A 14,288-nucleotide genomic window follows, 5' to 3' on the forward strand; every position below is an offset into this window, starting at 1 on the left:
CCACCACTGGTTCAAGCACACCCACCCTCAGCTTCTATTCTGACAAATGCTCTAAGACAACACAACCCGCAAAAGTAGTTTGTGGGCCTCAACAATTTTGAGAGCGTTCAGCACCCGCTCTTTCAGTCGGTGGCGCACCATACCAGAAAGGTGTAGAAGACGAAAATTAGGAAGAAGCGCTGCGCACGCCGATCAGAGACAAAACCTGCCCACCACGGCACCACAGTGACACTGGCGAGTTCCAACCGCCCGTAGCAGCGGAAGGTCACGAGGCAAACTAGGCCAAAAGGCGTCTACGTCGTGATGACGGTGAGAAGAATCAGACCGATGAAGATGTCGGCCCACCGCTCCAGTAGGCCCCTCAGCTGAGTCTGCCGCGCAGCAACATACAGCACTGGTGCGGTTAAATAATCGACTGCAGCGTGGCCCCGCCGCCCCCAGAGTTTCAACAGGACTTACGCTACTGGCTTGCGAGGCCATAGAAGGCTGCCTAAGCGTATGACGCTGTCTCAGAAAAGATCCCCATCCAGAACACCAGCAATAATGGTTTAGAAAGGACGTGCCAGTGCAGCTCCGCTTTCTTCACTCACCAGCATTGAAGTGAAGGCAACATCACCTCGACTTCAATCCGATTGAAGACATGCTTTCCAAAGTCAAGCTGGTTCTTGCCGCTGAGTAGCGCGAAGTATTGGCACTGCTCCCACGGCGAGGGCCAACCGGGTGCGGCACGCGACCATGCCAACCACACGTGCTTGACTGGGGCGCAGACCCAGGGGCGCGCCCGACCTAGCCACGACCCCAAGTTCTTGGACAAGCACGGGCAAGGGTAGGAGTTCCAAGGCGGGCACGGCGTCGAGCGCTGGGCGGTGCTGGGCTCCACACTTGGTCGGCATGGCAGAGCCTGAGCCTAGAAAGTGGGGTCGTCCCCCAGTGCCCGGGCGCGGCGGCACAGCTCTCCATAAAACTCTGTAGCCCCTGCCGCAGGACCGGGTTCAAGCGGCTCCTGATGGTCGTTCTGCAGAAAGTTCTGTGTCTGGCGTTGGGGATGATTACAACATGATGCGGTGTCGTTTGAACGGGTCCGCGCCGACCATTCGCCAATCACGTGCCTGCACCTAACGTGATGGCACTTCGGCCTTCTGGACAGGCGGAGTGGCTGAGGACACGAGGAGGAACAGACGATGCAAGGACAATACGGAACGATGGTGGTGAGGGTCCATCTAAGCACAAGCCTGCTGGTCGGATGCACCCATACCCAAGGCATGGCCACCCGGGCGCGGGTCGTGGCGGGGCCACCTCGTCCAGCGTGACCATCTCAGAAAGACGAACCAGCCAGCACCACGATGACGGTCAGCGTCCACGACTGTGAGGCTGACCGGCACCTCCACCCACTCATATAACACCCAAGGAGCACGCCATGACCAAGCCTGCCAAGCGCAGCTTCAGCATTACCACTCTGCTCGCTCTATCCTTAGTGTCTTGCAGCAATAGCAGTGGCAGTATGACTCCGCCCACCACGCCCCCCGGAGACACGGACGGCACTGGAGGTGGCCCCAGCTCGGCCCCTAACACCGTCAGCGGACAGGTGCTGAATTCGCAGGGCAAACCCATCGCGGGAGCTCTGATCTGGGTGCGGCCTGCGGTGACTACCGGGCTGGTCACCGTTCACACCAACGCCCAGGGCCAGTATCAGTCTCCCACCTTGGTCAACGTGCCCTACCGTACCTACGGCTACGTCCAAACCGAGTATCAAGGGCAGCCCTTTTGCCTACGCTTGGCGGCCAATCAGCTCAACGAGTACGACGCCTTCAGTCCTAATCCGAGCGGTACGGTCGTTCGCAACTTCAAATTGCAACTGAGTGGCAAGATTCCTGACGCTACCATTGCCAACACCTACTTTGGCGCGGAGGTGCGGCTGATGCACCACACGTGGCGCAACGATCAACAGCTGGCGGCCAGCGACTCGGCCGTGGAGGTCACGCTCGTGCCGGATGGGGCCCTGATCGACGGCAGCGTGGGGCAGACGCTGGTGAGGTCAGCCAAGGTCGGGGAGAACTTCCTGTACGACATCCCCATTGGGCATTACAACGTGACGGCGACCGAGGTGCACCGGGACGGGACGCGCACGCCGCTGGTGCTGGGGGAGTACCAGGGGCCGCCGGCCTCACAAACGACACTGGACTTCTCGGCCTCGGGCGGGTGTGGCGGCAGTACCAGCAACGTCAGCCGCGCCTTCCTCTATGTTGCCCGCCCCTGAACCCGTGCGCTTGAGCCCGCCTCAAGGAGAACTACCATCCGAACTTCAGTCAGTTGTGTTGCCTGGACACGTTTGGGCTAGGCAGAGCCGCTACAACCGATCCGAAACTTGAACGATCGGGAGGTGCAGGAGGTACTCCACGTGCGTGGATCGGGGTCAGTCATGACGCGCACCGTGAGTGGTGGATCAACGAAGCAGCAGGCCCGAACCTTGACCTCCACCATCACACCGGAGTATCTCGGCGACCAGAAGAAAGCGTACCAGACGTAATCTAAGGTCGCTACAGGGGTGGCTTGAGGATCAAGCCACCCCTGCTCTCGGTCTGCCAAGACTTTATTCACCCAACACAATCGGTGGTACAGCAGGCCGCCTTAACTTTAAGCACCTCACCACAACTCCTTGTGAATGTGCCACAACCCTCCCTGAACACAGAGGCAGCCGGAATCTGAAACCCAAGACTATGGCTGCGTAGGTTGGATCGCTTCTGCATCTCCCGACAGGGCAAGCATTTCGATGCGGCTCAGGAGCTCGCCCTGCTGCTTCCTTGCATCACGGGCCCGACCGGGCTCCTGAACTTGGTCGAAAGTTTCCGCCGCCTGGCCGTACAACGCCGCGGCTTCAGACAATTGGAAACTGTCCAAGGCTTCTTGAGCGGCACGTAACAGCCAGGCTGCTGCCAGCTCGGGCTTGCCTCCCGCCACCCAGTGATACGCCATACGTGACGCAGGCACACCGAAACGCTCCAGCGTCCGGGCCGCCGAGCGGTGCAGCAACTGCCGCACTGTGGACGGAATGGCGCCTTCGACTGCCTCGTATACGAGGTCGTGGCTGAAACGGGTGCCTTGCATGATCTGTGCGGCTTCCAACTCTTCCCAGGCGGTCACGAGATCCAGCAGAGGTGCGCCCAGCACACCCGCGATCTGCTCAAGATCGAAATCGCTCTGCAGCACTGCGGCAGACCGCGCGGCCTGAAGGGCGGGCGGTGAGAGCCGCTCCAGACGGCGCGTGATCAAGGTTCGGACTTTTTGCGGCGGGGGCAAGCGTTCGGGAAAACCTCCCGTGAGTTGACGCGTTTCGAGCAGGTGCTTGATGGTTTCGAGCAAGAACAGCGGATTGCCTCCCGAGTAGTGCGACGCACCCCGCCGCACGGTCTCACTGATGTCCACGCTCAGAGAGTCAAGCAGCTGCTCGACGTGCCCCGCACCGAGTGGCTCCACCTCAACCAGTACTGCGTGACCGCCCTCGATCATCTCGCGCATCACCGCTTCGCTCTCCGGAGAGAGTTCACCTTCGCGGAAAGTGCAGATGAGGGGGGCGCCTGCGTGAGCCTCTCCCGGGGGGCCCCCACCCGTAAAGATGTAGAGACCATCTTCCAGAGATGGAAGATCGAAATACTGCCAATCGTCAATAATGTGCGTCTCCACAAACCTCGTGGAAAGGCGGTAAAACTCCCGCATGGCCTGCCGGAAGCGCAGCAGATCTGTATCGTTTTGTATGGCGGGCGCTTCAAAGCCCTCCTCGACGAACTCGGGCAGATAGCGCGACATTTCCCTTTTCACCCAGTCAGGAACGTCGGCACTTCTCAACAGCAGAGACTCGTTCTGAAAGGCACGCGCCGAGGAGGACTTGGGTTGCCGGAAGTCTCCGGGGCGGCCCTCATTGAGCAAGAACTCACCCTTGCTTGCCGCAAAGTCGCGTGCTAGGCGCGTCTTGCCCACACCAGGCGCACCCGAGACATACGCCACTTGGCCAGCCTGCCAAGCTGTTTCCAACTGCGCCCATTCCCGCTCGCGCCCAATGAGAACCGGCGGGCACAGCACCGTCAGTGGCAGCGTCGTCGGTGGGTGTGTGGGCCTGGGACTCGGTAAGCGTCCGCCCTCGATCTGGCGCGCGAGCTTCTTCGTCTCAGGCAGCGGCTCCAAGCCGAGCTCATGTCCCAGTATGTCCTGGCACTTCTGGTAAGCCCTCAGGGCGGCTGAGCGGTCCCCACGCAGGTAGTGCAGGCGCATCAGGCGGCAGTAGGCATCCTCGGACAATGGATCAAGATCAAGGAGCGCCAAGGCGAGTGTCAGAGCGAGGTCGTATTCTCCCTGCTCCTCGCAGCGCAGCACTTCCTGGCGCAGTGCCACACCCTGCCACTCACGCCAGCGTTCCCGCTCTGCCTGAACCCAGTCGCTCAGATCTGGTAGGTCGTCGTACAGCAGCCCGCGCAGGAGCTCACCCCCCAGGCGTAAAAACGCTGCGTGCTCACCACGCACGAAGGCGTCCCTAGCTTCAAGGGCATCGACGCCAAGCCCCGCAGCCAGCGAGAGGGTTTCGGCGCCCTGCACGAGTTCGGCCCCGGTAGAGATGCGCAGCTTGCGCAAGAGGTGGACGAGATTATTGCGTGCCGCTGCTTCACGCGTCTCAGGCCAGAGCAGCGCCGTGAGCTGAGCCCGGCGCGTCGGCCCCTCCAGGGCGAGGTAAGCCAGTAGAGAGGCGGCTTTGCGCTCAAGGGGCACGGGCGCCGCCCCCAGCAGTTGCAAGACCGCTTCCCCAAGCATGCGGAAATGCCAGGCGGAAAGCGACATAGGTTGACTGGAAGTGTAACAAATCTCAGAAGTCCAAATTCCGCTACGTTGGACAGTCCCCTCCACAGGACGCGGCCCACCAAATCAAGGAATGCGAGCGACTCGTATGGCAAGCAGAGCAGGCTCAGCAGGCCAACCGCGTTGATGAGATGCGAGGGGTTCTTCGCGTCCCTGACGTGGGCGGCAGGGCGGTTCCTCAAGATACTTACCGCCAGCAGTCTGCGCGACGACCGCAACATTTTGGGCACCGCGGGACAATACTGGGCCGCCCTGCTGAAGTTCCTGCGCTCACCCTGAGGCGGGATTGGGCTCCAGCAGTCTTGGTCATGCCCTCTATGACGCTGAAGCAGTTCTGCACGGGGTTGACGGGCAAGCACTCTACGGGCATACGAGCGGGCAAGTGCCACATCTGGATGCCCTGTTCCGACATGGTTCTCCTGATCTTCAGGAGTGGATCTCCCAAGAACTGGGGACCCCTGAAGAGGAGCTCCGAACCTGGAGTGAGCTCCCGCTGTGGCGATCTTCAGTCCTCACGGAGGTTGTGTTGCCTTTACTGAGTCAGAGCCTGTCTGGAAAGGCGGGGATCAAGGGGAAACTGCGGTTGGCTGGGCAAAAGCAGTAAGTCTGCGAATCATACAGCGAATGAAAGCCAAGAAGATAAAGGCTTCGGTGGTCTGGGGCAGCAGGTCATCTTCACGGTTGAGTCGACGGTCAAAGGACAATCAGGCGAAGCTGCGCTCCACGATCCAGCGCTTCTTGATGACCATAAAGCCCCGGTGACCACGAAAGGTGTTGATCTGCTCCTCCGTCAGTTCTTGTCCCTCTGGGAGCCAATACCCCCGGGTATTGGCATCGGAGCGCTGCACGATCTCCACGGTGTAGCCAAGGGTCGTTTTGACCCAACCCTCCCACTTGCCCTTATATCCACCATCGGCGAAGAGATGGAGCTTCATCTGGGGCTGGTTCTGGCGCAACTCCTTCAGGAGTTGCTGACTCCCCTCCCGATCGGTGATGTTCGCGGGCAAGACCTTGACCCCCAGCAACAAGCCTTGGGTATCGACAATCAGATGATGCTTTCGTCCGTTGACTTTTTTGCCGCCGTCATAGCCTCGAACCCCCCTTTTTGCGAGGTCTTCACGCTCCTCGAATCGACGATCCCCGCTGTTGGAACCGCATTTCGTCCCAATGCTTCCCGCGTCCGGACGCGGAGCGCGTCATTGACGCGCGCCCATAATCCGCTCTTGTTCCATTGTTGGAAATAGTCGTAGACCGTTTTCCAGTGCGGGAAATCAGCAGGCAATATGCGCCAGGACACCCCGCCGCATTTGATGTAAAAGATGGCATCAACGATGTCACGGCGAGCGAGGTGAGCAGGACGCCCGCCAAGTCGGGGGGCAGGGATCAGTGGGCCATTCTTGGCCCACTCTTCATCGCTGGTGTCGCTGGGATAGGTGGGTCGCCGCGTCATTGAAAAAAGAGTATCCTACAGACCATTCCCCAACCAGCACGCTTTCCAGACAGGCTCTCATTCCGTATCGGTTGCAGGGTAGTTTTTACCTTCTGTGCCGAAATGTCTGATCTCACAGCCGCTTGCACTAGATAAAAGTACATGGCTTCAGACCAGCGCGTTGGGAGAGTGAAGGCAAGACAACCCCCGAGTGGGTTCTCATCAGCGTACCTGTGCGTGGCGAAGACGTCGGTCTGTAAGCTGCTGTACCAGTGCAGGCCTCTATCCCGTTTGTGTCGTCATCTGCGCGAGACCTCTACCTCCATCAACTGCGCGGACCCATTCCGGCGGAACCGGGAGGTCACGCTTGGGCCAAATTCCCCCTTATTTCGCAGGCGAATCTTGAGGGGTTGCGGTGCGCCTCCTGCCGGGACGTGGCGAGCCGTCACGGTGTAAATGCCCAGTGGAATGTCTTGCAGCCCTTCCATCCCCTCATGGGTGTTCCGGATCTTTGCTCGGATGGTCTTTCCCTGACTGCCATCAATGAGGGGACCCGCTGGAGTAAGGATCAGTTCGATGTCCGGGACAATATCCAGCATTTGCGGGTCGAAGAAATCGGTGTAGACGGTCACGGTGGCGCCCGCGAACCCGCCACCAGGTTTGGGGCCAGTCAGTTTCCACTGAAAGTTGCGGATGGCTCCGGTGCTCCCAGCGAAAGGGTCGACGGTGTTCGGGATCAAGTCAAAGGTGTAGGTCTCGCCCTGAAAGCTGCGGGTCATCTGCGCGCCGCCGTACCACGAGCCGGGCGGAACTTTGGCACGGTAGCGTCCGTCCTGGCCACTGACAGCAAGAGAATTCGAGTTGAAAAAGAGCGTGCTGCCTGCAAAGACCTGCGCGCCCACCAAGGGTTGCCCGGCGGAATTCAGGACGACGCCACTCATGGTGCGGGGTGTGGGAGCAGCAGCCTGAGCCGCGGGGACGGTCAGCAACGCGGCCAGGGTCAGGACAAGGAATCGTTGGCTCATCTTAAGCTCCTTCTGGCACCTTACCTGGTGCACGGAACGAACCATACAAAAGGCCGCGTGATTCAATCATGGTCAGCCGCACCTCGTCCCCAGCGAGACAGGGTGTGCCGGCAAGTCCATTCTGATCTATGTGAGATCGCTCGTAGCAGCGCTGCCCCACCGCGAACGTGCTTTGGAACGGAGTACTGACAGTCTCTGGTGGACTGCTCGCAGCACATCCCACGGAGTCCACCGGCTTCTGCTCATTACATGCTATGTTTTTTAAAGCAGTTTATAGATTAGGCTAGAGAATACAGAGGCCTGTCTGTGGAGGTCGCATGTTCAACTTTCTCCGTCGTCAGGCTCTTCGCAAGAAGCCCTTCCCGCTGACTTGGCTGGACGTGCTTCAAGGGCAAGTCGCCTGGTATGCCCGCCTCACCCCAGAACTGCAACGCCGCTTGCAGGGCCGGATGCAGATCTTTCTCCGCGAAAAGACCTTCATCGGATGCGGCGGCTTAACAGTCACCGATACCATGCGCGTCATCGTCGCGGCCCAAGCATGCCGTTTGGAACTGCACCACGAGCCCAGCCACTTTCCGCACTGCGAAACAATCTTCCTATATCCGGAGGCATTCGTCTCGACCGTGACGCGGATGCTGCCGGGTGGAGTCATCGAGCAGATGCCGACGGTCCGCATCGGCGAGTCATGGCACCGAGGCAGTGTCGTGCTGGCCTGGAACGCCGTAGAGGCGAGTGCCTGGGCTGAGTGGACTGGGCGGAATGTCGTTCTGCATGAATTTGCTCACCAGCTCGACAGTGGGAGCGGGGCCGTGGACGGTGTACCGGTGCTGCGGAATGCGGCCGCCTATGCCCGGTGGGAAGGGGTCGTGGATCGGTCGTTGACTCGCCTGCGCCTGCATCTGAACCGGGGGGAAGTGCCGATCGATCCCTACGCCGCGCAGAACCCGGCGGAATTTTTTGCGGTGATCACCGAACTGTACTTCGAGGCTCCGCACGTCCTGCGTGCCTTTGACCCGGAGCTGCTCCACCTGTTGGAAGACTATTACGGTGTCTTTCCAGTCCACAGCGCTGAGGCGGCCTGAACAGAGTCTTGCGGCCCTGCTGATGAGACGTGATCCTGTTCGGAACCCTTGTTCCCAGATGAGGGTCAGGATGGGGGGCAGGCGTGCCCAGGCTCAAGACCTGCGGAGCCTCGACTCCTCACTTGATTCACTGCCGCCCCCAGTTCAGGGCGTCACAAGCCATCAAGTGAAGTTCCGCCTCGCTGGAGGCCTCTCCCCTCCCCAGGGGTGGAGTACCCCTGAGCTGTAGCGTCTGGCGCAAGTCAGACGCGCAGACAGCGTTGACCAAGGGATCAAGCACACACAGTGACCTGCCTGAGACGGATCAGCGCTCTCTCTTCACGGAGACAACCTCAACGCCCTGCTGTTGAAGCACCATGGCGGCCCGGAGCAACGCCGCACGAACCACGCCCAGGGGGGACTGCACTCCCTCAGCCCCCTCGGTCAAGATGTGTCCGTGATACCTCACCACGAACATGAGGGGTGGCCTGTCTGAAGCGCTGCAGGGCTGCCCCTGAGCGGGTGCGCCGGACGGTGCAGACTCTTCCCACCCGGCCTCGGCCCCCAGCGCCTGGAGGGTATGCCACAGCTTCAGCTGAGACTGGTTCAGTTGCCTGGGCCACCTCGCATTCCAGTCGTCAAGGTGCGTCACGCCCTAGTGTTGCGGAGGCGCCGTACCAAAACCGTGAGGCTTGTTGCTCCCGTCAGATGCTGGTTCCCCCCCAGTCAGCAGTGCCGCGTTGCAGTGCTCTGCTGGGGTGTGTGGCCTGAACTGGCGTCAGAAGTTGTCTGGCCAGCCCCCTGAATCGTGCGGCTTGGACGGCTATGGGTCAGCAGTCCGCCTGGCCAGGTCAGCACGTTCCACTTCACCCTGCCGGGCCTGACGCAGCACGGTTCCTCCCGGCGTCGACCGCGGCAACGGTTGCCTCCACCGACTGACGTTGTCGAGTGCCCCCCTGAGCCGCGCTAGTGGCAGCGGACTGGAAAAGACCTCTCCTGATCTGCCGACTATCCTGAGGCATGACCCTCCCTCTTCAACACCAGGTGACGCTGGTCACCGGCGCCTCACGGGGAATCGGCCGGGGCGTGGCCCTCGGCCTCGGTGAGGCGGGCGCGACCGTGTACGTGACCGGCCGCACGCTGTCGGGACGCTCGGCGCACCTGCCCTTTCTGGCGGGAAACTTGGAAGACACCGCGCAAGAAGTCACCCGGCTGGGCGGGGTCGGCATCCCGGTGTACTGTGACCACACCGACGATGCCCACACCCAGGCGGTGATCGACCGGATTCAGGCGGAACACGGCCGGCTCGATGTCCTGGTGAACAATGTCTGGGGCGGCTATGAGGGGCTCCACCTGTGGGACGAGCGCGGCGCGGCGTGGAGTGCACCGTTCTGGGCACAACCGACCTCGATTTGGGACGACATGTTTGCGGCGGGGGTGCGCGCTCAGTACGTCACGAGTCAACGGGCCGCGCCGCTCTTGATCAAATCGCGCGGCCTCGTGATCAGCATCTCCTTTTTTGCAGCAACGCGCCACCAGGGCACCGAGAACATCCCGTACTTTCTGGCGAAGGGCGCCACCGACCGGATGGCCCTGGCCCTGGCGAACCACCTGCGCCCGCATGGAGTGACGAGCCTGAGTCTGTATCCAGGCCTCGTGCGAACGGAGGCGGTCTTGCACGCTCCAGCGGGCACCTTCGATTTCTCGAATTCCGAGTCGCCGCAGTTTATTGGCCGTGCAGTGGCGGCGTTGGCGAGCGACCCGGCCGTTTTCGCCCTGACCGGCCAAGTGCTGGTGGCGGCTGAGCTTGGCGAACACTACGGGTTCACGGATGTAGACGGCACTCGTCCCAAGTCGCTCCGGGCGGAGTGGGAGGGGCCGCCTGCCGTGCGATAGGTCAAGGCAACACAGCCCTTCTGACCCTTCAACAGCACGTCATCCGCCCTCAGGACAGTGTCCCACCCCTGTTTTCCCGGTTCTGTCAGGTTAATCCTGCGGGTGGCAGGCGCCCCCTGCGCCGACCTCACGCCACATCTGAACTGCCTGGTGTGGGTGGCTTCTTCTGATCTGGGCGGGAACCGTCGTTCGGGTGTGGCGCTGAAGGGTGGTGACCCGGGCGTGGAGCTTCAGGAATGCCTGGGTTCGCTTGATCTTCCTGAACCCGAGTTGACCACGCTCATGTTGTCGCGTGGGACGGTGGGAGTGCAGGGTCAGGGTGGTGCAGCGGGCCGCCCTGATCACCTGCTGATGGTCGACCGCCTGAAGTGCTGGACGTTCTCGAATGGCCGCCCCGTAGCGGGCCAGCTGGTCCGTACAGATCGTCTCTGGAACGTGGAATTCGCCGAGCAGGCGGATCAGAAACGGTCTCGCAGCTTCAGGATCACGGTGACGTTGTCGCAGGACCTCAAGCACGACCCCGTGCTCGTCCACAGCCCGCCACAACCAGTGGCGGACACCGCCAACGGTCGTACAGACTTCGTCCATGTGCCACCGGGAACAGGGGCGGGGGTCTCGGTGACGAAGATGGTCGGCGAACCAGGGCGAGAATGTGATGTTCCACTCGCGAAGCGTGTCGTGACTGACCTCAACACCACGCTCCTGGAGCAGGTCCTGAACATCCCGGGAGCTCAGTGGACAGTGGTGGGAGAGCCAGACGGCCTGCTGGATGATGCTGATGGGGAATCGGTGGCGGGAAGGCTGGTGGTCAGTCACTGCAGACCACCATACCGATTAACCTGCCAGAACCCTTTTAGCAGTGTTGCAAGACCTTGTACGAACTTAATCCCGCTCACAAGGATCGCAGCACGGGAAGGCGTCATCGGCCCATCATCCCGGGCCGCATACGCTGCCCTGACAAGGAGCCACCATGTCTCAAGAACCCGAATTGCCCCCCATTCCCCATCCACCGTCTCCGGGGCGGGTGTACGTCCTGCGCGTGTGGAATGAGCCCGGCGTCCTGCCAGGCGGCTCGGCCTGGCGAGCGTCCCTGCGTGAGGGAACGTTGGGCGAGCGGCAGTACTTTGCCAGCATTGACGACTGCATTGACCATCTGTACGGCGAATTTACCCGCCGTGATCGCATGTGACCGCCAGATGGGCTCCATCTCAACGGTTCGCCCCTGGGATGACGGATGGAGGGTTGACCGCCCATATTGCACCAGAGCGGCAAGAATTTTCCCGTCCCAGTCCAGCAGTGTGACGGAGCACAGGCCAGCCAGGTTCATCAGGATGATGAACCCCGATGTTCTCAAATGAGCGGGCAGGCGCGCCGTTTTCTCGTCTGCAAAGGAAGACCCTCATGCACCTGGCCTCTCTCGGTTACCGCACTGACCTGATCTTCGCCCGCTTTCGGGGCCGGGTGACGGACCTCGGTGAAGCTGTCGTGGTCACCAACCCCCACAGTCCAGCCCATTACTTCGGCAACCTGCTGATCTTCCGCGATCCGCCGCAGCCTGGAGACCTGCCCCACTGGGAGGAGCTGTTCGCCCGGTATATCGGCCAGCCGCCCACCACGCCGCACCGCCTGTTCGGCTGGGACGTTCCAGCCAGGGGAAACGCCGACCTGGAGGAATTCCTGAAGGCGGGCTACCACCTGGAAGAGAACGTCGTCATGGCCGCCCCCACCCTGCATGCTCCGCCGCACCTCAACACGCGTGCCGAGTACCGTTCCCTCACAGATACCGACGAGGAATGGGCGCAGGCGCTGGAGAATCAGGTCGCCAGTCGAGAGGAGGGGCACGACGAGCAACGCTACCGCCGCTTCAAGGAGACGCAGTTGCGTGGCCTGCGGGAGATGTGCCGGGCCGGGCTGGGGTTCTGGTACGGAGCTTTTCTGGACGGACGGCTGGTGGCGGACCTGGGGGTGTTCTCGGACGGTGAGGGGCTGCTGCGGTACCAGAGTGTCGGCACAGACCCGGGGTACCGCAGGCAGGGGCTGTGCGGATCCCTGACGTTTTTCGCCGGAGAACACGCTCGCGCGCATTTCGGTGCCGAACAGTTGGTCATCGTGGCGGATGAGCACTACGTCGCCAAGCGCGTCTACGCGTCCGTCGGCTTTGAGGACGCGGAACGCCAGCAGCTTCTGCTCCACACAGGAGGTTGAACCTGCGCCTCTCTCCTCGGTGTGCCGCAGCGTTGTTCGGGTAGTAGAGCAGCCTTCCACTCGCCGGGCGCACCATCCGCCAATCATCTCCCCCCAGGCACACTCCGGGCATGAAACGAAACCCTGTGGCCCTGTCCCTCACCGCCCTCGTCCTCACCGCCTTGCCCTCGGCCCACGCCGCTACGGCGGAGGTTCTTGACGCCAAGCCCGCGTCCCTGGTCAAGGCACTCAACGACGCGGGCTATAAGCCGGAACTCAGACCCGGTGACACCACTACCCCGCCGTCCATCGCCCTCAAGGTGAACGGCGACTCCGTGTACCTTTATTTCAGCGGTTGCAAGGACGGCCTGTGCACCCGCGCGACCGCCAGCAACGGCTTCGAGTTCCCCAAGGATAGGAATGGGCTTGCCAAGGTTCTGGCGGGCTGGAATGCCGAGTGGTACAGCCAGGCCTACGAGGACAAGGACGGGGTGTACCTGGACGCCTTTTACACGCTCACGGGCGGGTACACGAAAGCCAACTTCAAGGTATGGTTTGACGCCTATCTGGACGAACTCGGCGAGTTTGGAGACAAGTTGTACTGAGTGTCAGGGCGGGAGCCTGGCTGGGAGGGGCATCACCCTTCCCAGCCACTCTTCTTGATGAACCGATACGCCGCGTGGAGCAGACCGAACCGAAGGCGTGCCGCACCATCCGCCCATCATCACCTTCCCCCTACGCTCTTCCCAGCAACAGACGACCCGGCAGCGGGCGTTCCTGAGGAGAAAGCTATGAAGAACAAGAAGATGCTGGCCTTGCTTGTCGTTGGCGCAACCGGAAACCTTGCCCTCGGGGCCACGAGCAAACCCACACCCTACGTCATGACTGGGGTGGTGAAGAACGCTCAGGGCCAGCCCGTACCAGGCGTGGAGGTCTATGCCGACAACACGGTGTACTACGACATGAACGTGGTAGCCAAAACCGATGCCAAGGGCCGCTACCGCATCGAACTGCCCCATGACGTCGGCACCTGGCGGCCCGGTGCAACGGTAGAACGCGATTATCACGGCGAGCGTTTCCGCATGACCCTCTACCCGAACGACAGGGCCGCCTTTCAGGGATCGGTGGGCGCGGTGCGCGATTTTATCTGGAAGCTCAGCGGCCCGCACGAGGGCGGCGTGCTGGGGGAGCAAATGAACGTCTTCCACGGCGATGGCATCGCCTACGGGAACCTGATCGTCACCCTGACCCCCGAGGGCCCACTGATCGACGGCAGCAAGGGTAAGGTTCTGGTCATCCGTCCTGAAACGTCGGTGGTGAAGGACGTCCCGCTGGGCCGCTACCGCATGACCGCGAAGTTGAAAGGCGGCCAGTCCGTGCTGGTTCAGGCCCAGGGCAGCGAGGCGTGGGCGACCTCGGCCGTGAACACTTTCAAAGACGGCCTGTACGGGGTTCGGCTCTCGTTCAATACCAGGTTGCCCTGAACCGGCCATCTCTACCGCTTAGCGCAAGCCCAGACCTGCAGGTCTGGGCTTTTTGCATGCCCCCGAGCATCACGCTGCAATCATCCAGCCGCTGCTAGCGTGCCCCCATGGACGCCCTGATTGACCTGACCCTCCGCGCCCTGGGCGCTGTCTTCCTCAACCGCTTCGGCCTGGGCTTCCTGCTCGTGCTGCTGGCGTTGTACGGTGTGGGGAGCGATTGGCCCGGCTGGGGCACGGGGCTGTGTGGGGCGTTGGGCCTGAGCGTCTGGGTGGTGTCTCTCTGGTTCGGCTGGCGAGACAGCCAGCGTCCTTCTGGTCTTCCGGGAAGCGCCAAATGAAAGTGACGGGAGCTGTGGCCCCCGTC

13 protein-coding genes are annotated in these 14,288 nt (G+C 61.7%); 8 read left to right on the top strand and 5 right to left on the bottom strand.

Annotated features, from left to right (window positions below; genetic code table 11):
- Window positions 1–1,417: 1,417 nt before the first annotated feature.
- On the top strand, window positions 1,418–2,257 hold the full coding sequence (locus E7T06_RS04870) for a carboxypeptidase-like regulatory domain-containing protein (RefSeq protein ID WP_136364711.1): 840 nt from the start codon (window positions 1,418–1,420) through the stop codon (window positions 2,255–2,257).
- Window positions 2,258–2,715: 458 nt separating this feature from the next.
- Here the strand turns inward: E7T06_RS04870 and E7T06_RS04875 are convergent, their stop codons facing one another.
- The 4 genes from E7T06_RS04875 to E7T06_RS04890 all read right to left on the bottom strand — a co-directional run bounded on the left by E7T06_RS04875 (window position 2,716) and on the right by E7T06_RS04890 (window position 7,299).
- Window positions 2,716–4,827 (bottom strand): BTAD domain-containing putative transcriptional regulator, encoded by a 2,112-nt coding sequence (locus tag E7T06_RS04875; RefSeq protein WP_136364712.1) that lies wholly within the window; start codon window positions 4,825–4,827, stop codon window positions 2,716–2,718.
- 722 nt (window positions 4,828–5,549) lie between these two features.
- Window positions 5,550–5,894 carry a transposase gene (locus E7T06_RS04880; protein ID WP_346763186.1) on the bottom strand — a complete coding sequence of 115 codons (345 nt, stop codon included), beginning with the start codon at window positions 5,892–5,894 and terminating at the stop codon, window positions 5,550–5,552.
- Window positions 5,891–6,295 carry a transposase gene (locus E7T06_RS04885; protein ID WP_136364714.1) on the bottom strand — a complete coding sequence of 135 codons (405 nt, stop codon included), beginning with the start codon at window positions 6,293–6,295 and terminating at the stop codon, window positions 5,891–5,893. Before E7T06_RS04885 ends, E7T06_RS04880 begins: the two co-directional genes overlap by 4 nt.
- A 278-nt stretch (window positions 6,296–6,573) precedes the next feature.
- Window positions 6,574–7,299, bottom strand: coding sequence for a carboxypeptidase-like regulatory domain-containing protein (locus E7T06_RS04890; protein WP_136364715.1), 726 nt, complete (start codon window positions 7,297–7,299; stop codon window positions 6,574–6,576).
- A gap of 317 nt (window positions 7,300–7,616) precedes the next feature.
- Here E7T06_RS04890 and E7T06_RS04895 point away from each other — a divergent pair, with 317 nt between their 5' ends.
- Together E7T06_RS04895 and E7T06_RS04900 are read left to right on the top strand one after the other, a co-directional pair.
- On the top strand, window positions 7,617–8,381 hold the full coding sequence (locus tag E7T06_RS04895; RefSeq protein ID WP_136364716.1) for a M90 family metallopeptidase: 765 nt from the start codon (window positions 7,617–7,619) through the stop codon (window positions 8,379–8,381).
- A 999-nt stretch (window positions 8,382–9,380) separates the two neighbouring features.
- The gene (locus E7T06_RS04900; protein ID WP_136364717.1) at window positions 9,381–10,256 is read left to right on the top strand and encodes an SDR family NAD(P)-dependent oxidoreductase; all 876 of its coding nucleotides are present in this window, start codon (window positions 9,381–9,383) and stop codon (window positions 10,254–10,256) included.
- Between the two features lie 90 nt (window positions 10,257–10,346).
- Here E7T06_RS04900 and E7T06_RS04905 read toward each other — a convergent pair whose 3' ends face one another.
- On the bottom strand, window positions 10,347–11,072 hold the full coding sequence (locus tag E7T06_RS04905; RefSeq protein WP_136364718.1) for an IS6 family transposase: 726 nt from the start codon (window positions 11,070–11,072) through the stop codon (window positions 10,347–10,349).
- Window positions 11,073–11,226: 154 nt separating this feature from the next.
- Between E7T06_RS04905 and E7T06_RS04910 the strand changes: the two genes are divergently transcribed.
- From E7T06_RS04910 to E7T06_RS04930, 5 genes are all read left to right on the top strand, one after another.
- The gene (locus E7T06_RS04910; RefSeq protein WP_136364719.1) at window positions 11,227–11,445 is read left to right on the top strand and encodes a hypothetical protein; all 219 of its coding nucleotides are present in this window, start codon (window positions 11,227–11,229) and stop codon (window positions 11,443–11,445) included.
- Window positions 11,446–11,657: 212 nt separating this feature from the next.
- Window positions 11,658–12,461: a GNAT family N-acetyltransferase gene (locus tag E7T06_RS04915; RefSeq protein WP_136364720.1), complete on the top strand. Its 804-nt coding sequence runs from the start codon at window positions 11,658–11,660 to the stop codon at window positions 12,459–12,461.
- A gap of 110 nt (window positions 12,462–12,571) precedes the next feature.
- Window positions 12,572–13,045: a YbjN domain-containing protein gene (locus tag E7T06_RS04920; protein WP_136364721.1), complete on the top strand. Its 474-nt coding sequence runs from the start codon at window positions 12,572–12,574 to the stop codon at window positions 13,043–13,045.
- 186 nt (window positions 13,046–13,231) lie between these two features.
- Window positions 13,232–13,924, top strand: coding sequence for a carboxypeptidase-like regulatory domain-containing protein (locus E7T06_RS04925; protein ID WP_136364722.1), 693 nt, complete (start codon window positions 13,232–13,234; stop codon window positions 13,922–13,924).
- A 107-nt stretch (window positions 13,925–14,031) separates the two neighbouring features.
- Window positions 14,032–14,262 (top strand): hypothetical protein, encoded by a 231-nt coding sequence (locus tag E7T06_RS04930; RefSeq protein WP_136364723.1) that lies wholly within the window; start codon window positions 14,032–14,034, stop codon window positions 14,260–14,262.
- The last annotated feature ends 26 nt before the right edge of the window (window positions 14,263–14,288 follow it).

Source organism: Deinococcus sp. Arct2-2 (genome assembly GCF_004801315.1).
GTDB lineage: Bacteria > Deinococcota > Deinococci > Deinococcales > Deinococcaceae > Deinococcus.

Coding starts and splice junctions, on each gene's coding strand:
- E7T06_RS04870 (WP_136364711.1), top strand. CDS start 1,418: ATGACCAAGCCTGCCAAGCGCAGCTTCAGCATTACCACTCTGCTCGCT.
- E7T06_RS04875 (WP_136364712.1), bottom strand. CDS start 4,827: ATGTCGCTTTCCGCCTGGCATTTCCGCATGCTTGGGGAAGCGGTCTTG.
- E7T06_RS04885 (WP_136364714.1), bottom strand. CDS start 6,295: ATGACGCGGCGACCCACCTATCCCAGCGACACCAGCGATGAAGAGTGG.
- E7T06_RS04890 (WP_136364715.1), bottom strand. CDS start 7,299: ATGAGCCAACGATTCCTTGTCCTGACCCTGGCCGCGTTGCTGACCGTC.
- E7T06_RS04895 (WP_136364716.1), top strand. CDS start 7,617: ATGTTCAACTTTCTCCGTCGTCAGGCTCTTCGCAAGAAGCCCTTCCCG.
- E7T06_RS04900 (WP_136364717.1), top strand. CDS start 9,381: ATGACCCTCCCTCTTCAACACCAGGTGACGCTGGTCACCGGCGCCTCA.
- E7T06_RS04910 (WP_136364719.1), top strand. CDS start 11,227: ATGTCTCAAGAACCCGAATTGCCCCCCATTCCCCATCCACCGTCTCCG.
- E7T06_RS04915 (WP_136364720.1), top strand. CDS start 11,658: ATGCACCTGGCCTCTCTCGGTTACCGCACTGACCTGATCTTCGCCCGC.
- E7T06_RS04920 (WP_136364721.1), top strand. CDS start 12,572: ATGAAACGAAACCCTGTGGCCCTGTCCCTCACCGCCCTCGTCCTCACC.
- E7T06_RS04925 (WP_136364722.1), top strand. CDS start 13,232: ATGAAGAACAAGAAGATGCTGGCCTTGCTTGTCGTTGGCGCAACCGGA.
- E7T06_RS04930 (WP_136364723.1), top strand. CDS start 14,032: ATGGACGCCCTGATTGACCTGACCCTCCGCGCCCTGGGCGCTGTCTTC.